This window comes from Actinoplanes sp. NBC_00393, assembly GCF_036053395.1.
GTDB lineage: Bacteria > Actinomycetota > Actinomycetes > Mycobacteriales > Micromonosporaceae > Actinoplanes.
Map to the genome: position 1 here is coordinate 8,984,300 of NZ_CP107942.1, position 17,273 is coordinate 9,001,572.

Below are 17,273 nucleotides of genomic sequence, written 5' to 3' on the forward strand. Positions count from 1 at the left end.
CCGCACGGTCGCCGGCGGGCACGAACTTGCGCAGGCTTGCAAGAAGCGAGCAGGAATGCGAAAAACTTCTACCATCTCTTGTGAGTAACATCACCGGACATCTATCGTCGGCTCACTTCGCTCCTTCGCATCGAAGAGAAACGAGCCCTTGATGTCCGTTGTTTCGAGGCGGGCCGGCGTTCCACCGCGCTGGTCCGTCCTGGCTCTCGGCGTGGTGCTCGGGGTGTCGGCCGGTGTGACCGGCGCCCCGCAGGCCGCCGGGGCCGCCGCGTCCCCGGCCGCGCCCGCCGTCACCCGAGCCGCCCTCGATCCCGCGCTGGTTGCGGGCCGCGGCGCCACCGTCGCCTTCCTCGAGCAGGAGGCGGAGCACGCCACCACGACCGGCACGGTGATCGGGCCGGACCGGACGGCGTACACACTGCCGGCCGAGGCGTCCGGCCGGTCCGCGGTCACCCTCGACCCGGGGGAGTACGTGGAGTTCACGCTCCCTCGCTCGGCCAACGCGATCACCGTGCGGTACAGCATTCCGGACGCGCCGGGCGGCGGCGGGATCACCGCGCCGCTGACCGTCGGCACCAAGCACGGGTCCCGGACGATGACCCTGACCTCGCAGTACTCCTGGCTCTACAACCAGTACCCGTTCACCAACGACCCGCAGGCCGACCTGCTGCACCCGGACTGGTGGATCACCGAGTGCGCGTGTGTGCCGTCCGCGACGACGCCGGCCCCGGTGATCACCAAGCCGTTCCGGCCCACCCACTTCTACGACGAGCAGCGGTTGCTCCTCGGTGCGACGTACCGGGCCGGCGACAAGATCCGGCTCACCGCGCGGACCGTGCCGACCACCATCGACCTGCTCGACTCCGAGCTCGTGGGCCTGCCGAAGGTGGACCTGACCGCGGCCAACGTGCTGCTCTTCGGCGCCGACCCGACCGGCCGGCGGGACTCCGCGCCGGCCATCGACAAGGCGATCGCCTTCGCGAAGAAGACGAACGGCGAGGTCTACCTGCCGCCCGGCGTCTACCAGGTGAACCGGCACATCCTGGTCGACGACGTGACGATCACCGGCGCCGGCAACTGGTACACGATCATCAAGGGTCGCGAGGTCGCGCTCGACGAGCCCGCTCCCGACGGTTCGGTGCACACCGGCGTCGGTTTCTACGGCAAGGACGCCGCCGACGGTGGCAGCCGCGACGTGCATCTGGCCGACTTCGCGATCCAGGGCGACGTCCGGGAGCGGATCGACACCGACCAGGTGAACGGCGTCGGCGGGGCGATGACCGACTCGACGATCCGCGGGCTGCACATCCAGCACACCAAGGTGGGTCTCTGGTTCGACGGTCCGATGTCGAACGTCAGGGTCACCGACAACGTCATCGTCGACCAGATCGCCGACGGGCTGAACTTCCACACCGGCGTCACCAAGTCGCTGGTGCGCAACAACTTCGTCCGCAACACCGGTGACGACGCGCTCGCCATGTGGTCGGAGAAGACCGCCAACAGCGGGAACACCTTCGACCGGAACACGATCCAGACGCCCACCCTCGCCAATGGCATCGCGATCTACGGCGGCGACGACACCACCGTGTCGAACAACCTGATCGCCGACCCGATCCGGGAGGGCAGCGCGCTGCACGCCGGCACCCGGTTCGGCGCCGAGCCCTTCACCGGGAGTCTGCGATTCACCGGCAACACCACGGTGCGGGCCGGAACCCTGGAGCTGAACTGGAACATCGGGCTCGGCGCGATCTGGCTCTACGCCCTCGAGCGCAGCTTCGACGCGAACGTCGAGGTCACCGGCGCCCACTTCCTCGACAACACGTACAACGCGATCATGATGGTCGCCGAGTGGGGCGTGAAGGACCTCTACTCGATCAACGGCATCAAGTTCAAGGACATCAAAGTCGACGGTACGGGTACGAGCGTGGTCAGCGCTCGCGCCGGCGGTTCCGCGTCCTTCGAGAACGTGGACGCCCGCAACGTCGGCGCGGTCGGGGTGAACAACTGCGGCCGGTTCGGTTTCCCGGCGACCGGCTCCGAGTTCACCCTCACCGACCTCGGCGGCAACGACGGCGGCTGGCTCGGGCCGTACGTGCCGAACGTGATCACCTGCAACGACCGGCCGCCGGTCGTCCCGCCGCCGGCGCCGTCCAGCTGGTGAGCGGGAGCGGTTAGAGAGTCGATCGCCAGGCCGCGCCGGCCGTGACCACCAGCAGGGTGTGGTCACGGCCGGTCGCGGCCAGCGGCGTCACCGGGACGGTTCGCTGTTGCCAGGACTTCCCGTCGGTGGAGAGCCACAGGCCGCCGGCCACCGCGATCAGCCGGTCGCCGGCCACGGCCAGCGACTGCACGCCCGTCGGCGCGCCGCCGAAGACGCCCAGGTCGGTCCAGACGCCGGCGTGCAGCCGCCAGACGCCGAAGGCCGTTCCGCGCGGGCCGACCGCCACCACGTCGTCGCCGTCGCGGGCCGCCCGATGCAACTCCGACCAGTCCGATCCGCCGGACGGCAGATCCGCGGCAGTCCAGCGGCGCCCGTCCCGGCTGTACCAGGCGGCGGCCCGGTCGTCGCGCCCGCCGACCACCGCCCACCTGCCGTCCGGCAACGGGACCACGTCCCGCCCGACGCTCGGGCCGGCCAGTCCGGGCGCGTTCTCGAACAGGGTGAACCGGGCGCCGTCGGGGGAGAGCCAGGCGGCCGCGCCGGACGAGCGGGTCCCGGCCATCGCGAACCCGGCCGGCCCGGCGCTCAGGTGGGCCACGTCGACCGCGGTGTCCCCGCCGTACGTCTCGAACGGCGCGGTGTTCTCGGCCATCGAGCCGTCCGGCAGCCGGCGCCAGGTGCTCACCCGCGGGTTGCCGTGCGCGCCGCCGGACGCCGAGCCGAGCATCACGACCCGGCCGGCGGCGCAGGCCACCGCGGAGATCACGTTCTGCGGACCGTACTGGCTCGCGGGGTCCGGGGTGAACCGGACCCGCTGCCAGGTGACGGCATCCGGGCTGGTCCAGGCGGCCGGCCGGGTCGCGCCGGCGGGATCGCGGGTAGCGCCTACGACGTACCAGAGGCCGTCGCAGTCGGCGGTGGCGTGCAACTCGGCGCCGGGAAGGTCGATCCGGGTCCAGGCCGGTGTCTCGGCGGGAGCGGCGCAGGCAGCGAGGATCGACGCGAGAAACAGCATGATCCGGCCGCGCGGTCTCGGTCCCATCGGTCGTTAAGGGTATCGGGCGTGAACGGTTGGTAGCCTGGTCGGCGCTTCGAGGACCGGAAGATGGGAAGTACGTTGAGCCGAACCCTGTTGGTCACCGGTGGTGCCGGATTCGTCGGCGCCGCGCTGATCAGGTCGCTGCTGACCGAGTACCCGGACGCGGCCATCGTCTCGCTGGACAACTACTTCACCGGCACCCCGGCGAACCACGTGAACGACCCGCGGGTCAGCTATCTCGACGGCTCGACCGTCGACATCGCGAAGATCTGGGCCGGTCGTGGCCTGCCCGGCCCCGAGGTCGTCTTCCACATGGGCGAATACTCGAGGATCGTCCAGTCGTTCGAGGATCACGACCTGACCTGGGACTTCAACCTGCTGGGGACCAAGGAGGTGGTGAAGTTCTCGGCCGGGCACGGTGCGAAGCTGATCTACGCCGGGTCCAGCTCGAAGTTCGGCAACGACGGGCAGGACGAGAACCTCAATCCGTACGCGTGGACCAAGGCCAAGAACATCGAGTACATCAAGAACTACTCGAACTGGTACGGCCTGGACTATGCGATCACATACTTCTACAACGTCTACGGACCGGGACAGATCACCGACGGGAAGTACGCCACGGTGATCGGCATCTTCGAGCGCCAGTACCTGTCCGGCGAGCCGCTCACCGTGGTGTCCCCGGGCACCCAGACCCGCGACTTCACCCACATCGACGACATCGTCCGCGGCCTGCTGCTGGTCGCCCGGAAGGGCTCGGGCGACGGCTACCTGCTCGGCGCCGGGCGGGAATGGCCGCTGCTCGAGGTCGCCAAGATGTTCCGCACGGAGTACGTGCTGGCGCCCGTCCGGCGCGGTGAGCGGACCCGCGGCCAGGCGGACATCACCAAGGCGACCGAGCTGGGCTGGCACCCGGAGCACAAGCTCGACGAGTACATCGCCGAATTCGTTGCGGCCAACCCGCGCCCGGAGGCATGACCCGGGCCGACGTGGGCATCCCGGCCACATGGAGAACAGGATCCGGGTGGCCGTGGCGGACGACCGGGAGAACTTCGTCCGTGGCCTGGAGTTGCTGCTCCCCGAGCTGAGCGGTGGGCGCGCGACAGTGGTGGCGACGGCGGGCGAGGCCGTCCTGGCGACGAAAGCGGTACGCGAAGCCGTACCCGATCTGGTTTTCGTGGGTCTCGGACTGCCGCCCGTCGGCAGCCCTCAGGTGATCACCACGCTCCGGGAGGCCGCGCCGCAGGCCCGTCTCGTAGCGGTCGCCGACGATGACGAGCCGGGGCCGGTGGTCGAGGCGATTCGTGCCGGTGCGACCGGTTTCCTGCGCCGCGGCACCGACCCGGCCGAGCTGCGGCAGCCGCTGCTCGCCGCGCTGGACGGCTGGGCGGTGCTCTCACCCGAGTTGCTGGCGGCGGTGGCTCAGCAGGCCGCCGCACCGACCGGGCAGGCGGCCACGGCCCATCTCGACGACGCGGACCGCCGGCTGCTGCGCCTGATCGCCGCCGGCTCGTCGACCAGCGACATCGCCGGCCGGTTGCACGTCTCCGAGCGTACGGTCAAGCGCCTGACCGCCGGCCTGCTGCGTAAGCTGCGGGTCTCCAGCCGAACCGAGGCGGCCGCCCTGGCCGGCAGCGCGGGCCTGATCTAGCGCCAGGTTCACCCCAGGCGGAGCTCACGACCTTCCGCGTGGTGCGGGACTGAACGACCGCGAAGGCCAGCGCCAGCTCCGCGAGGTCGCCGCCGTAGTACATCAGCGTGGCGGCGGTGCGCTGGTCGTCGGTGGTCGCGGTCGCGTAGAGGACCTGCGAGAAGACGGCGTGAGCGGCGATCGCCAGGCCGAGGAGGATCAGGCGGACCGGCACCGAGGGGCGATGCGGTGCCGGGTCCGGGCCGGCGATCACCCAGGCGAAGAGGCAGCCGGCGAGCACGAAATGCGCTGTGATCAGCGGATGCGCGTGCGCCGAGGGCAGCGCCAGCAGCGGGAGACCACCGATGACCAGCGCCAGCGCGGTCACCGGGTGGGCCACGAAACGGGCCGGGCGGGAACGCAACAGCCGGCTGAGGCGCCGGGCCGCAGACACCGGCAGGGTACGCAGAAGCAGCGTCACCGGAGCACCGAGAACCAGACCGAGCGGGGCGATCATCGCGATCAGCAGGTGGCCCCGCATGTGCTCGGTCATGGTGTGCGCCGGCAGTGCCAGACCGACCAGCAGGACGAGACAGCCGGCCTGGAACGCGGCGGCGCGCCATCGGCTCCATCCGGGGGAGTTCAGTGCGCTCAGCTCGTACGCCACCGCCAGAAGCAGGACCAGCAGCGGCCCGGTGCCGCCCCCGGGAGAGTGACCGGTCACGGCGCCGCGCGCCGTTGAATCGCCCAGCCGGCGCCGATCAGCGCGGCGCCCAGAGCCAGGAAGCCCAGATCCCACCAGAGTTGACCCGGCCCGGGCCGGACGTGGTGCACGCCCAGGATCTGATGATCGATGAGGCCCTCGACGATGTTGAAGAGTCCCCAGCCGACCAGCGCCCACCCCCAGAGAGCGCCGGACGTCCAGGCCTGCCGGTGATCGCGGGCGACCCGGCTGTAGAGGGTGCCGATCCCGGCGAGGACGAAAAGCCAGGCCACCACGTGGAACAGACCGTCCCACAGGGTGTTCATCCGCAGGCCGTCCAGGGTGTCCGGGGAACGCCAGCTGGACACCAGGTGATGCCACTGCAGGATCTGGTGCAGCACGATGCCGTCGATGAATCCACCGAGGCCGATGCCGAGCAGCAGGCCCGGGGTACGAAGCAGCCGTCTCATGCGCGCCGACTACCCCACCCGGGCCTGCGTATACCTTGGACTGCGCCCGGTCAGCCGGTGGCTCGCGGCCGAGAGCGGCGTCGCCACATCCTCCAGCGACTTGCCCTCGGCGTCGATGCCGATGATCGCCTCGACGATGCCGCCGAATAGAGCGGCGCGTTCTTCTCGTCGACGCCGTCTGCACCATCGTGTAGGTGAAGAAGATCGCGTTGTACAGAACGACTGCGTGATCATCAGCGTGGCGCCCAGCGTCGACCGGGACGGATAGACCCGGAACAGCACCCGCAACAGCGAGAGATAGCCGTGCGGCTTGCTGGGCCGGATGTCGATCGCCTTCGACTCGTCCAGCGGCGGCCCTCGACGGCCCGCTCGATCCGGGCGATGTTCTCCTCGGCCTCGTCCTCGCGGCCATGCATGATCAGCCAGCGCGGGCTCTCCGGCAGGTGCCGGCGCAGACCCCAGATCGCCAGGTGCGTACTGCTGAGCGCGAGCGTCTCCTGCTCGGCCAGGACCGGGCCGACCGCGCTGGCCACGGTGATCTCCGGATGGTCCCGGAAGCCGAGGCCGGTGACCCGAGGTCTTGCGCCATGGACGCACCTCCATCACCAAGTAGCGCTCAGAACGTGTGGTGGTAAAGGGAGCAACCCCGGCACACCGCCGGCGGCTCGGCGCTGGCCAGCCGCCGGCGGAAATCCCGGTACGCCTCGCCCCGCCAGATCTCCGGAAAGCCGGCCTCGCTGAGACTGCCCAATGAGATCCGGTCGTCGCCCATCACCATGCAGCACGGCTGGACGGTGCCGGAACTCGTGATGTAAGCCGCGTCCCACGGCCAGGTGCAATTGCCGCCTCCCTCGTCGTGGAAGTTCGGCAGTCGTAGGCGTACCCCGAGATTCTTGGCTTTTGATTCGGCCTCGCTGAACGCCGCGGCCGCGCGTTCCTGGTCAGCTCCGGTCCACAATGCCTGGTCAGCGGTGAAATTGCGGATCTCGTCATACCGCCCGGCCGGATCGGTGTCGTCGAAACTGTGCGACAGATTCTGCACCCGCAATTCGTCGACCCCGATCTCCCCGAGCAGCTCGACCAGCGCAGGCAGTTCGGCCACGTTGTCCCGCATCGCCACGAAGACCACCCGAATCCACGGCGTCGCACTGCCGGCCGCCCGCTTGGCCCGCACCAGCCCGGCCAGATTCGCGACTACCGTGTCGAATCGCGCACCCTCGCGAATCGCCTCATAGGCCCCCGCGCTCGCCCCGTCCAGCGACACATGCAGCCAGTCCACCCGGCTTGCCACCAATTCTTCGGCGCGCTTTCGATTGAGCAGCGTCGCATTGGTGTTGAAACCGACCCGGATCCCCTTCTGCACGGCCGCCGCGATCATCTCCGGCAGATAGGGAGACAGCAGCGGCTCGCCGAGCCCCTGCAGGGTGAGCCGCCGCAGCGGCACCTCGTCGACCAGGCGGTGGAACAGCTCCGGCGGCATGGCGCCGGCCAGCTTGTTGACCGGCGGCCGATAGCGGACCAGGCACATGGTGCAGCGCAGATTGCATGCCGAGGTCACCTCCACCTGCAGGTGAGCGGGCAGCGGCGGGTCAAGCACGACAGCCATGCCGCGGGCATGCCCATCCCGGCAACCCCAAAACCCCAGCGGCGTACGCTCGAAGCACGCCGATCCGCCCACGTAACGACGAACCGCCCCCGACTCGTCCGTTTGGCTGATCATGCCGGGATGATCTTCGACGTACGCTCCTGGCGCGGACAATCCGCTCCGATCGATACGGGGATCCTCGAGGCGCTTCTTCCGGGTCGCGTTGGCGGCCACGGTCCTCACCGCAGCGACAGCGGCAGGTCTCGCCGTGTCACTCGGCAATGCGTCTGCGGCGCAGACCGGAACAATCAGGGTCACCTCGGTGGGCGAGGTGGTATTCGACGCGGGGCAGAAGCGACTGTTCGTGAGCGATCCGAGATCCGGAGAGATCGTCGCGACCGACTTCAGCGGTCGGGAGCTGGCGCGGACTGGTGACCTGCCAGGCGTGAAAGGGCTTGCACTGTCCGATGACAGAGGCACGCTGTATGCAGCGGTGCCCAGCTTGCGCGCCATCGTCACGTTCTCCACACCGGATCTCACCGAAGCGAATCGTTACGTCTTGGGCGATCAGATCCACCCGTCTGATGTCACGATCGTCGGAGGAAAGGCATGGTTCGGCTACGACGGTCCGCCGCTTTCCGGGCAGTTCGGGTCGGTGGACTCGTCCGGGCAGGTCTATTTTCATCCTCGTCAGAGCCTCGAGTCCTACGGCGTATCGCCGACCGTGCATTCGAGTCCCTCGGCTCCTGGCGTACTCGTCGTGGCGTCAGAATACGCAACTAGCGGCGATGCTCGAATCTACGACGTGTCGTCCGGCACGGAGGCACTGATCACCGAACTGGCGAGTGCCCCCTCGTCCAACGGTGACTTCGGTTTCAGCCCGGATGGGGCCGAGTTGGTGCAACTAGCGGGTGAAGCCCGGCGAGTTCGTCTAAGTGATGGGGCGATCGTCGCTACCGCCGATATCTCGGGTTCCGAACTGGACATCCGCCCGGACGGTCGGTACGCGGTCGCCACGGGTGCTGTAAGTGTCTACGAAGCGGGCTCAGAGACGCCAGAATGGCGAGTCGAGCTGCAGGGATATGTAGTCACCGGGGGACTGATCTGGGAGCCGGGCACCGACCGCCTCCTTGCCGTCACAGAAGTCTTCAGCGGGGGCTCGAACAAATACGCCCTCTGGTCCGTCAGCGAGACCGAGCCGGCCGTCCCGACCCCGAGTGCCACCACTGCGTCCCCGAAACCGCCTGCCGCCACACTTCGTGCGCCGGCATCGGTCATCAAGGGGCAGCCGGTGACGATCACCGGCGTCGCCACCAACCTTCCCGAGAACCGATGGCTCACGATCGCCCGCGCTGATCCGGAGAAGCCCTGGGAAACCGAGATCGCACAGGTGTGGCCCGACTCCGCGGGAGCGTTCACTTCACTGACACCCCGGCAATTCTGGGCTCGACCACGTACTCCGCCTCGTCCTACGTCCAGCGTGGCGCCTTGGCGAGCGCCACCATAAACGTGGTTCTGCGAACCCCGGCCTTGACCTTGGACCGGAACAACGGCGTCGTCGCATACGGAACCACGGTGACCTTCACGGCGGCACTCGGCGTCACCTCGACGAACCGCGTTGTCGAGATCTGGACCGAGGATCACGAAACTCACTACAACCAACTGCTCAAGCGGGCAACGGTGAACAGTGCCGGTAAGGTCACCGCGAGTCTGAAGATGACCCGGAACACCACCGTGACCGCCAAGTTCAGCGGCGATGCGGGCTACGCCGCGCGCACGGTGAAATCGATTGTCTACGCCAAGGTCAAGGTCAAGACAGAACTGCGTGGGCACTACAAGACGAAGAAGGTCGGTTCCACGAAGTATTCCGTCTTCCGCAAGAAGGTGAAACCGAAGATCTACGTCTCGATGACGGCCAACTATCCAGCCCGGCACCACCGGATCGTCCTGCAGCGATACTCCGGCGGCAAATGGAGGGTCTTCTCCGACAATTACTTCCCACTGAGCGTGCAGGGTTACTCGTCGCTCAGGCTGACGGGTAACCATCCCGTCGGCTCGAAGTGGCGGATTCGCTCAGAGTACACGCGCGGCCGATCCGGCGACAGCTTCAACTACACCACCACCGAGGCGACCTGGCAGTACCTCACCTTCTCCAAATAGGAGGCGGGACCCGGCCGCTTTCGCCGGCGGCCGGACCCCTCGACATCGACGTGCTACGCCGGGTCGAGGGCGACGCCGTCGAACGGCGAAGTCCGACGTGGTGGCGGTCCGCGGCTTCGCGTCGTAGGCCGCCACCGAGTTCGGGGTGAATTTCAGCGTTCCGGCAGCCGGCCGGATCGCCGTCGAAGGCGCCGAGCTGGAAAGCGTGCCGGCCGCAGGGAGACTGCCGGTCATCGCCGGCACGGTGGTCGCATCGGCGGTGTCGGTGATCGTCTTGGTGGCGCCGACGGCGAGCTCGTCGGCGTACAAAAATGGCCTTGGGTGCTTCTTGGGTCAGGCCGGGAAATCCCAGTTCACCGCCAGCTCGTTGCGCTGGCCGAAGCGCTCCAAATGGGAGCCGACGACCCGCGTGACGGTGCGGAGGTCGTCGTCGCTGGCGGCCGTGGCGGTCAGCTCGAGGGCCGCCTCGGTGCTGTGCAGCCGGCACTCGCCGACTGTGAGCACGATGGCGATGTCCTCGCCGAGCTCCTTGATCTCGCTGCGCCGGCCCAGGTGGGAGGCGAGCTGCTTGGCGTAGCGCGGCGCGTTGTCGGTGGCGACGCTCGCGGTGGCGGTGTGCTGGGTGGTCATTGAAACTCCTCGGGTCCGTCGGGCCCCTCCGCCAGCAGCAGATAGAGCGCCTTGCGGGTGTCGGCCAGGATGCGCGCGGCCGCTGATCGTTGCGCGTCGGAGCCGGTCCGCCCGACCTGGCGGGCGGCGTCGTGCACCTGCTCCAGCAGTGGGCGCAGGTCGGTCGAACCGGACTGCTCCGGGAACGCGGCGAACGGGTCGGACCAGCCGCCCGAACTCTCGGTGACGTGCTGCCGGCCGGTCCCGGTGAGGGTCACCAGCTTGCGGCCGCCGCTCGCCGTCACCGAGACGAGGCCCTCGTCCTCGAGCTGGCTGATGGTCGGGTAGATGGCGCCCGGGCTGGGCTGCCAGCGCCCACCGGTGCGGTCGGCGATCGCGTGCATCAGCTGATAGCCGTGCATCGGCTCCTCAGCCAGCAGCAGCAGGACCGCTGTGCGCACGTCACCACGCGGCATCCGGCGACCGCCGCGTCCGCGTGGATGTCCACCGCCCCAGGGCGGGCCACCATCACCTCTCATGACACTAACGATATATCGCTAGTGTGTCGCCAGCAAGCTCCGGTCGGGAGCCCGGTGGAATCAGCCGCCGTTCGCCCGCACCGCGGCCACCGCGGCGGTGACCGCCGACCGCGGGCTGGTGAGCACGTGCAGGTCCCGCAGCAGCTCCGCCGCGGGCGCCATGCTCGCCTGCGCGAGCACGATCACGTCCACGTCCGGCGCGAGCTGGCGGGCATAGTCCGCGAGCTCCGCGTAGTAGCTCTCCAGATCACCGGACTCGAAGTGCTGCCAGGTGGAATAGCAGCGTCCCGCCACCACATTCACCTCGACGCCGGCGCGGACCCCGCTCTCCCAGATCAAATCGACGGTCGGTTTCAACGTGGACTCGGTGGTGACCAGAACGCCGACCCGCCGGCCGGCAGCCACCGCCGCCTCGGCCATCGGCCGGTCCGCCCGCAGCACCGGCACACCGAGCGAACCCGCCCGGCTCTCGGCGATCGCGCCGATCGTCGAACAGGTACAGACGATCAAGTCCGCGCCGCCCGCCTCGATCGCGCCCAGCCGGGCCTCGACCCGACTCGCCAGCTGTGGCGTCAGACCGTTGGCCTGAGCGTCGGCCAGCAGTCGCTGATCGACCATGTGCAGGTCCTCATGCTCCGGCGCCAACTCGGCCAAAAGCTGCTTGAACGTCGCGATGTGCACATCAGAGGTGTGCAGAAACCCAATCGTGGCCACGCCGCAGTGTGGCAGATCAGTCGAAGGAAACCACTGCCTCGGGCACACCCCGGGCCCGGGCCACCTCGCTCGCCTCGGCGTCGACCCGTTTGCGCTGCGCAGCGGTCAACGTCTCGAACGGTGTCACGGCCAGATCCACCCGCTTGCGACCGGCCATCCGGGCCCGCCACACCCCGGCGATCTCGCCGTCCAGCAGCAGCACTCCGGGATTGCCGAGCGGGCGCCACACCTCTTTCTGCCGCTCCCGGCCGGGCAGCAGCAGATCGCGGTCGCGGGCCTGCAGCAGTGGATCCATGCCGGGCAGCCACCGAACCCCCTCCGGCGTCGCGGCAGACTCCAGCTCGGCGACCTGCGGCTCCGGCACCCACGCCTTCTTGCCGTCCACCCGAACCTCGACCAGGTCGGATGGCCACACCTTGCGAATCTCCGCGGTCGAACTGCCCAGATACTTCGCCACGTCGGCGGGTGTCGCCGGACCGAGAAACCGCAGGTAGGTCGCAATCAGCCGGTCGATCCCGGCATTCGCCTCGGGCATCGGTGGCGCATCCGGAATCGGCCCGAGCAGCGCGTCACGCCCCCGCGACAGCACCTCCACGCCCCCGGCCAGACCCGCCTGCTGCCACACATTGCCGGCGATGTGCCGGGCCTGGCAGCCACGGCAGTCATAGGTCAACTCGGCCGGCACCCGCTGGCTCACCTCGGTGCTCGCCTCCCCGCGCGGCATCGGGGCGGTCACCACCTCACGGAACGCCTCAGCCGTCGTGGTGAACGCCCGAGTCCCCAGCGGCACCCCGTCGGCGATCTGCGCACTGTTGATCCGTGCACTCGCGTCGGCGTCGCTGAGCGGCCAGAGCTGCCCCACCAGATCGGCCAGGTCGGCCCGCCGGTGCAGATGCGGCGCGCCCCGCGCGCCCCAGACACTGATCAGCCGGTCGTCCTCAGGCTCCGCGCTGCTCCGGGCGGTGAGGGCCACCTGTGGAGAACCCGGTGTGTACTCCTGAATGCCGAGGTCCAGCACGGCAAGATCAGCCGGCCGCTGCGCGGTCCGATCAGCCAAACCCAGAGCCACCATCCGGTACGCCATGACGCGCGCCCGATCCACGTTGATCATCGGCACCCCCTCTTACCGACGACCGTACCGCCGAGCTGCGACATTTCCGCGCCGCTCCGGACGGGTGCCGGACCGCCCGTCCACGTACTCCCAGGTCTCCAGCCGGATCGGCCCGTACGGACCCTCCTGGTGGATCGGCGCCTCCCCGGTCAGCCAGTAGCCGCAGCGCCGGGCCACCGAGGTGCTCGCCGTGTTCTCCGGGTCGATGCGCAGGAGCAGCCGGCGCAGGCGGAGCGTGCCACACGCGTACCCGGAAAGGGCTGCCAGCGCGGCCGACGCCAGACCGCGCCGCCGATAGGGGCGCCCGACCAGATAGCCGAGCTCCGCCTCGCGGAGATCGGCGTTGACGCCGAAAAGCAGCACCTCGCCCAGCGGCCGCCCGCCCGCCACAGTGATCGCGAGCTGGATCCGCGTGCCGTTGGTGCGCCCCTGATAGGCCCGCTTGAGGTAGGCAAGGCCGGACTCAGCATCGAACGGCGACGGCATCGGCGTCCACCGCGCGATCTCCGGCTCGTCCAGCAGCGCGACCAGATCATCCAGATCGTCCGGGCGCCACTCACGCAGCACGACACCGGTTCCCGTCAACCTCAGCGGGTGCGGCAGAGGATTGGCGGTCACGTCAGAATCCTGCCCGTATGGACCTGGTTGGTGCCAGTAGCGATCGATATGAAGGTCCTGAATGATTCCAGACTGTGCAGGCGTCATGTACCAGACACCGCTCCTGAGCTGCCCGGTCTCGCCCCTGCTCAGAGCCCTTTGCCACCTTTGCCAGATCTTCGCGCCACACGGCCCGGCCAGCATGATCAGGGCTTTCCGCGCCCGGTCGGCACGGCCGGGGCCACGGATCCCTGCCGCTCATCCGCCACGCTCAGACTATGCGTGCTCGGCCGGCGTGATGGGGGTGTGCGTGCCCGGTCGGCATCGCCGGGGTGCGTGCCTGGTCGGCATGATCGGGGCATGACTGAGCGCCACGACGCCGGCCATTGGGCCCGGTACAACGCCCGCCAGACCAGCCGGCAGGTTCGCGATCTGTGCCGGCATGCGATGGCCTTGGCCGGGCCCGGCGCCGGCCGTACCGCGATCGACCTGGGCTGCGGCGCCGGCCGCGAGACCCGGGCGCTGCTCGACGCCGGTTGGCGGGTGGTCGCGGTCGACAGCGAGCCGGGCACGGAGGCACGCCTGTTGCGCACCATAGGCGGCCGTCATCCAGCTTTGACGGTACGCACATGCGGCTTCGAAGCCGTGTCCGAGCTCCCGGCCGCGGATCTCGTCTACGCCGGCTACGCCCTTCCGTTCCAGCCCCGTTCGTCCTTCGATCAGTTGTGGACAGCGATCAGGTCCGCGCTCCGTCCCGGCGGCCGGGTGGCCGTCGATGTCTTCGGCGACCACGACTCGTGGGCGGGCGATCCCGCGATGACGTTCCTGCCCGAGGCCGAGGCGCGCGCCTTGGTGGACGGCTTGGAGACCGAGCACTGGCATGAGCAGGACGCGCCCGGCCCAGCCTTCAGCGGCCCGAAGCACTGGCACGTCTTCGAACTGATCGCCCGCCGCCCAACCTGACCGGACCGCGGCGCCGGCGGCCACAGCTAGCGGGCGCTGATTTCGGTTTGATCGCCCGGCCGCCCAACCTGACCAGACCGTCGGCGTCCGGCGGCTACAGCTTGCCGACGGCGCTGATTTCCGTTCGATCGCCCGGCCGCCCAACCTGACCGGCCCACCAGCGCCCGGCGAATACAGCTTGCGGGCGCTGATTTCCATGCCGGCGGCTTGGAGGTATTGATCGGGACGTTTACAGCTTCCGGGCTGCCGCTTGGAGGTGGCTGATCGGGCTGTTACAGCTTGCGGGCGGTGATCTCCATTCCGGCGGCCCGGAGGCGGGTGACCAGGGCGTTGCCGATGCCGGTGGCTGGGGTCAGGACGCCGCCCTGGCTGGGGGGCAGTTGGTCGCGGTCCAGGGCCAGTGCCAGGGCGGACTCGCCGAGCATTACGGCAGTGGCGGCGTAGCCGGGGTCGCCCTTGGCGCGGAACCGTGCGGTGTAGCGCGCGCCCTCCGTGGTGGTGGTGAAGATGTCCATGGTGAAGTGCCCGTTGCGCTGGGTGCGCTCGTTCGGGCCGGTGCCCGGCTTCGGCAGGATGCGGTCCAGCACGTAGCGGGTGGGCGGCAACGCCAGCCCGGCGACCAGGCCGCCCAGCGCGAGTTTCGTGCCGAAGGCGAGCACCGGTGACAGCGGGGAGGTGCCGACGCTCATCGTCTCGCGGTAACGGAACCGGCGACCGTACGACCAGCCGCGCAGGGCGTTGCTGCGGCGGACGATCCGGGTGTTGTAGGACGCCATGACGAACGGCGCTAGGTGGCCGCGAAGCGTGGGATCCACTTCGGAGGCGGGCAGCGTGACCATGTCCGGCTGGCGGCCGAGATCTGGTTCCGCGGAACGGTTGGGACTCAACGAGTACGGGCTGGCCCCGATCTTGCGCAGCTTCACGTCCTTCTTCATGACGTCGAGCTGGTTGCGCATCGAGTCGATCGTGCCGCCGCTGACACCCCCGCGCATGCTGGTCACCACCAGCGTGGTGTCGGTCAGCTCGCCGGCACCGTCGGCCTGAACCTGCTCGTACAGCACGTGCACGCCGATGTCGGAAGGAATCGAGTCAAAGCCGCAGGAGTGCACGATTCGGGCCCCGGTTCGCCGGGCGACCTCGTGGTTGTCGTCGATGCTGTCCCGGGCGAAAAGAACCTCACCGGTCAGGTCGACGTAGTCGGTGCCCGCCTCGGCGCAGGCGTGCGCGAGAAGCCGGCCGTACTTCGCATACGGCCCCGCCGTGGTGATGACAACCCGGGTGCGGGCGGCCATCGTGGCCAGCGCGGCAGCGTCGGTGGCGTCCGCGACAACGAGTGGCCAGTCGACGCCCAACTCGGACCGGACGGACTCCAGTTTCGCCGGTGAGCGCCCGGCGAGCGCGATCCGGGTGCCGGTTGGCGCGTGGCCGGCCAGATGCCGCGCCACCAGGACACCGACAAAACCGGTGGCACCGTAGACGATCACGTCGAACTCGCGTGCTCCATCGCTCATGGCTGCCGATTGTGCACCCTCGGTGGACGGTCCGCAGCACTGGTTACCGATCGGTAGTCGAGTCACGGAAATATATGGAGTTACTCGCACGAAGTTGGATCAAAGCCGCTAATTTGGGGGTACAAGGTCACCGACCCCGCTTGCAGGCATGGCCAGCCTCGTCGGGCGGTGACAATTGTCGGCAGTCCGCACATTGCGGACACCGTGGCCGGAACGCCGAGTCCTGCCGCCGACCACGGATCAATAACCCAAACGGCATGGAGCGGGGGACCCAAAGGTTCCTCGGCGCTGATGCGCCTCGGGGTGAAGCCGCCACGTGCGGCCGGGCACCTCTGCCCGAACCCGACAGCTGACCTCGCAGGCGTGGAGGACAACTACTCATGTTTCACATCCACAAACAACTTCACCGTGCCCTCGGCGTGGTTGCCGCCGGCCTTGCCGGAACCGTGGCACTGGTCGGTCCCGCCTCGCCCGCTCAGGCATCCGTCAACTGGGACGCCATCGCCCAATGCGAGTCCGGAGGCAACTGGCGCATCAACACCGGCAACGGCTATTACGGCGGCCTCCAGTTCAGTCGGGGCACATGGCGTGCCTACGGCGGCGGAAGGTACGCGACGACCGCGAATCGGGCGACCAAGTCCGAACAGATCCTGATCGCCGAACGCGTACTCCGCGGTCAAGGAATCGGTGCCTGGCCGCACTGCGGCAGGCGCAACGCCTACAAACCGAGCGCGTCCACGAAGGCCACTGCCCGAAAAGCCGCAGCTCGCAGGGCAGCCGCCAGTAGGGCCGCCGCCCGCAACGCACTGGCGCGCAGGGCCACCAGCGCCGCGACCACCCGCACGTACGTCGTCCGGCCAGGCGACACCCTTGCGGGCATTGCCAACCGTTACGACGTGGCTGGTGGGTGGCGTGCCCTGTACCGGGCCAATGACACGGTCCTGAACAGCCCGCACCTCCTTTACGCAGGCCAGCGGATCACGATCTGAACGTCGGGCTCCGGCCGTCCCGCGACGGGACGGCCGGGCTCAACACACACCGGACCTCAGTGGACGTCCGGCTGGACGAACTCCGGCTGGTCGAGCACGCGTAGCCACGAACCGTCCGGCTGCCGGCGCACCACCTGCGCGCGAGCGCCCGACCCGTCCTTGGGTGGGGTGGACGTCAGCGCCAGGTCGCCGCTCAGCAGGGTGGGCAGTGGCTGCTCGGGCTCGAACTGCGGCATCTTGGGCAGCAGTTGCTCCCAAAGCTGCTGGATCGCCTTGCGCCCACGCGTCTGACTGCCGGGCGGGAACGCCATCACGGCGTCCTCCTCATACAGCAACGCGAGGCCCTCGGCGTCCTTCGCGTTGGCGCGCTCCACGAACAGTCGGGTCAGGTCCTCAGGTCGGTACGCCTTCTCGCGATCGGTCATGACTCCAACCTGCCTTCAGCGCGATGACAAGTCCAACGCATAGTTCTTATGGCAACTACAATCGCGAGTC

The 17,273-nt window shown here is 68.9% G+C and carries 20 protein-coding genes and 1 riboswitch; of the genes, 7 read left to right on the plus strand and 13 right to left on the minus strand.

What is annotated here, in order from left to right; genetic code table 11:
• The first annotated feature begins 151 nt into the window (after positions 1-151).
• Positions 152-2,161 carry a glycosyl hydrolase family 28-related protein gene (locus OHA21_RS41600; RefSeq protein WP_328464724.1) on the plus strand — a complete coding sequence of 670 codons (2,010 nt, stop codon included), beginning with the start codon at positions 152-154 and terminating at the stop codon, positions 2,159-2,161.
• A gap of 10 nt (positions 2,162-2,171) precedes the next feature.
• On the opposite strand, the gene OHA21_RS41605 is transcribed toward OHA21_RS41600, so the two are convergent.
• Positions 2,172-3,203, minus strand: coding sequence for a hypothetical protein (locus OHA21_RS41605; RefSeq protein ID WP_328464725.1), 1,032 nt, complete (start codon positions 3,201-3,203; stop codon positions 2,172-2,174).
• Positions 3,204-3,266: 63 nt separating this feature from the next.
• Between OHA21_RS41605 and OHA21_RS41610 the strand changes: the two genes are divergently transcribed.
• Both OHA21_RS41610 and OHA21_RS41615 read left to right on the plus strand, forming a co-directional pair.
• Positions 3,267-4,175: an NAD-dependent epimerase/dehydratase family protein gene (locus OHA21_RS41610; protein WP_328464726.1), complete on the plus strand. Its 909-nt coding sequence runs from the start codon at positions 3,267-3,269 to the stop codon at positions 4,173-4,175.
• Positions 4,176-4,203: 28 nt separating this feature from the next.
• Complete coding sequence (locus OHA21_RS41615; protein ID WP_328464728.1) at positions 4,204-4,848, plus strand: response regulator transcription factor; 645 nt, start codon at positions 4,204-4,206, stop codon at positions 4,846-4,848.
• Here OHA21_RS41615 and OHA21_RS41620 read toward each other — a convergent pair.
• From OHA21_RS41620 to OHA21_RS41640, 5 genes are all read right to left on the minus strand, one after another.
• Positions 4,757-5,494, minus strand: coding sequence for a cytochrome c oxidase assembly protein (locus OHA21_RS41620; protein ID WP_328464730.1), 738 nt, complete (start codon positions 5,492-5,494; stop codon positions 4,757-4,759). The two genes, OHA21_RS41615 and OHA21_RS41620, sit on opposite strands and share 92 nt — an antisense overlap.
• A gap of 53 nt (positions 5,495-5,547) precedes the next feature.
• Positions 5,548-6,000 carry a DUF2243 domain-containing protein gene (locus OHA21_RS41625; protein WP_328464732.1) on the minus strand — a complete coding sequence of 151 codons (453 nt, stop codon included), beginning with the start codon at positions 5,998-6,000 and terminating at the stop codon, positions 5,548-5,550.
• A 9-nt stretch (positions 6,001-6,009) separates the two neighbouring features.
• The gene (locus tag OHA21_RS41630) at positions 6,010-6,288 is read right to left on the minus strand and encodes a hypothetical protein (protein WP_328479087.1); all 279 of its coding nucleotides are present in this window, start codon (positions 6,286-6,288) and stop codon (positions 6,010-6,012) included.
• A complete protein-coding gene (locus tag OHA21_RS41635) occupies positions 6,234-6,533 on the minus strand; it encodes an MFS transporter (RefSeq protein WP_328464734.1) in 300 nt (99 codons plus the stop codon). Before OHA21_RS41635 ends, OHA21_RS41630 begins: the two co-directional genes overlap by 55 nt.
• Positions 6,534-6,616: 83 nt before the next feature.
• Positions 6,617-7,819 carry a radical SAM protein gene (locus OHA21_RS41640; RefSeq protein WP_328464736.1) on the minus strand — a complete coding sequence of 401 codons (1,203 nt, stop codon included), beginning with the start codon at positions 7,817-7,819 and terminating at the stop codon, positions 6,617-6,619.
• Positions 7,820-7,907: 88 nt separating this feature from the next.
• On the opposite strand from OHA21_RS41640, the gene OHA21_RS41645 reads away from it, so the two are divergent.
• On the plus strand, positions 7,908-9,092 hold the full coding sequence (locus OHA21_RS41645; RefSeq protein ID WP_328464738.1) for a hypothetical protein: 1,185 nt from the start codon (positions 7,908-7,910) through the stop codon (positions 9,090-9,092).
• Positions 9,074-9,745 carry a hypothetical protein gene (locus OHA21_RS41650; RefSeq protein WP_328464740.1) on the plus strand — a complete coding sequence of 224 codons (672 nt, stop codon included), beginning with the start codon at positions 9,074-9,076 and terminating at the stop codon, positions 9,743-9,745. The genes OHA21_RS41645 and OHA21_RS41650 overlap by 19 nt, the downstream gene beginning before the upstream one ends.
• Positions 9,746-10,078: 333 nt before the next feature.
• On the opposite strand, the gene OHA21_RS41655 is transcribed toward OHA21_RS41650, so the two are convergent.
• From OHA21_RS41655 to OHA21_RS41675, 5 genes are all read right to left on the minus strand, one after another.
• Positions 10,079-10,375: a DUF2218 domain-containing protein gene (locus OHA21_RS41655; RefSeq protein WP_328464742.1), complete on the minus strand. Its 297-nt coding sequence runs from the start codon at positions 10,373-10,375 to the stop codon at positions 10,079-10,081.
• Positions 10,372-10,815 carry a PadR family transcriptional regulator gene (locus tag OHA21_RS41660; protein ID WP_328464744.1) on the minus strand — a complete coding sequence of 148 codons (444 nt, stop codon included), beginning with the start codon at positions 10,813-10,815 and terminating at the stop codon, positions 10,372-10,374. Before OHA21_RS41660 ends, OHA21_RS41655 begins: the two co-directional genes overlap by 4 nt.
• A gap of 138 nt (positions 10,816-10,953) precedes the next feature.
• Complete coding sequence (locus OHA21_RS41665) at positions 10,954-11,607, minus strand: aspartate/glutamate racemase family protein (RefSeq protein WP_328464746.1); 654 nt, start codon at positions 11,605-11,607, stop codon at positions 10,954-10,956.
• 16 nt (positions 11,608-11,623) lie between these two features.
• Positions 11,624-12,718: a DNA glycosylase AlkZ-like family protein gene (locus OHA21_RS41670; RefSeq protein WP_328464748.1), complete on the minus strand. Its 1,095-nt coding sequence runs from the start codon at positions 12,716-12,718 to the stop codon at positions 11,624-11,626.
• 12 nt (positions 12,719-12,730) lie between these two features.
• Complete coding sequence (locus OHA21_RS41675) at positions 12,731-13,336, minus strand: GNAT family N-acetyltransferase (protein ID WP_328464750.1); 606 nt, start codon at positions 13,334-13,336, stop codon at positions 12,731-12,733.
• A 339-nt stretch (positions 13,337-13,675) separates the two neighbouring features.
• Between OHA21_RS41675 and OHA21_RS41680 the strand changes: the two genes are divergently transcribed.
• Positions 13,676-14,278, plus strand: a complete 603-nt coding sequence (locus tag OHA21_RS41680; protein WP_328464752.1) for a class I SAM-dependent methyltransferase — start codon at positions 13,676-13,678, stop codon at positions 14,276-14,278.
• Between the two features lie 272 nt (positions 14,279-14,550).
• On the opposite strand, the gene OHA21_RS41685 is transcribed toward OHA21_RS41680, so the two are convergent.
• The gene (locus OHA21_RS41685; protein ID WP_328464754.1) at positions 14,551-15,789 is read right to left on the minus strand and encodes a saccharopine dehydrogenase family protein; all 1,239 of its coding nucleotides are present in this window, start codon (positions 15,787-15,789) and stop codon (positions 14,551-14,553) included.
• A 235-nt stretch (positions 15,790-16,024) separates the two neighbouring features.
• Positions 16,025-16,168: riboswitch (cyclic di-AMP (ydaO/yuaA leader) on the plus strand.
• 1 nt (position 16,169) lies between these two features.
• Here OHA21_RS41685 and OHA21_RS41690 point away from each other — a divergent pair.
• Complete coding sequence (locus tag OHA21_RS41690) at positions 16,170-16,778, plus strand: transglycosylase family protein (protein WP_328464756.1); 609 nt, start codon at positions 16,170-16,172, stop codon at positions 16,776-16,778.
• Positions 16,779-16,834: 56 nt separating this feature from the next.
• Here the strand turns inward: OHA21_RS41690 and OHA21_RS41695 are convergent, their stop codons facing one another.
• Complete coding sequence (locus OHA21_RS41695; RefSeq protein ID WP_328464758.1) at positions 16,835-17,203, minus strand: YybH family protein; 369 nt, start codon at positions 17,201-17,203, stop codon at positions 16,835-16,837.
• Positions 17,204-17,273: the final 70 nt, after the last annotated feature.

Bases quoted from the DNA above. Each gene is read 5' to 3' on its own strand.
- OHA21_RS41680 (WP_328464752.1), top strand. From the start codon at position 13,676: ATGACTGAGCGCCACGACGCCGGCCATTGGGCCCGGTACAACGCCCGC.
- OHA21_RS41685 (WP_328464754.1), bottom strand. From the start codon at position 15,789: ATGAGCGATGGAGCACGCGAGTTCGACGTGATCGTCTACGGTGCCACC.
- OHA21_RS41690 (WP_328464756.1), top strand. From the start codon at position 16,170: ATGTTTCACATCCACAAACAACTTCACCGTGCCCTCGGCGTGGTTGCC.
- OHA21_RS41610 (WP_328464726.1), top strand. From the start codon at position 3,267: ATGGGAAGTACGTTGAGCCGAACCCTGTTGGTCACCGGTGGTGCCGGA.
- OHA21_RS41615 (WP_328464728.1), top strand. From the start codon at position 4,204: ATGGAGAACAGGATCCGGGTGGCCGTGGCGGACGACCGGGAGAACTTC.
- OHA21_RS41695 (WP_328464758.1), bottom strand. From the start codon at position 17,203: ATGACCGATCGCGAGAAGGCGTACCGACCTGAGGACCTGACCCGACTG.
- OHA21_RS41605 (WP_328464725.1), bottom strand. From the start codon at position 3,203: ATGGGACCGAGACCGCGCGGCCGGATCATGCTGTTTCTCGCGTCGATC.
- OHA21_RS41600 (WP_328464724.1), top strand. From the start codon at position 152: ATGTCCGTTGTTTCGAGGCGGGCCGGCGTTCCACCGCGCTGGTCCGTC.
- OHA21_RS41625 (WP_328464732.1), bottom strand. From the start codon at position 6,000: ATGAGACGGCTGCTTCGTACCCCGGGCCTGCTGCTCGGCATCGGCCTC.
- OHA21_RS41655 (WP_328464742.1), bottom strand. From the start codon at position 10,375: ATGACCACCCAGCACACCGCCACCGCGAGCGTCGCCACCGACAACGCG.
- OHA21_RS41670 (WP_328464748.1), bottom strand. From the start codon at position 12,718: ATGATCAACGTGGATCGGGCGCGCGTCATGGCGTACCGGATGGTGGCT.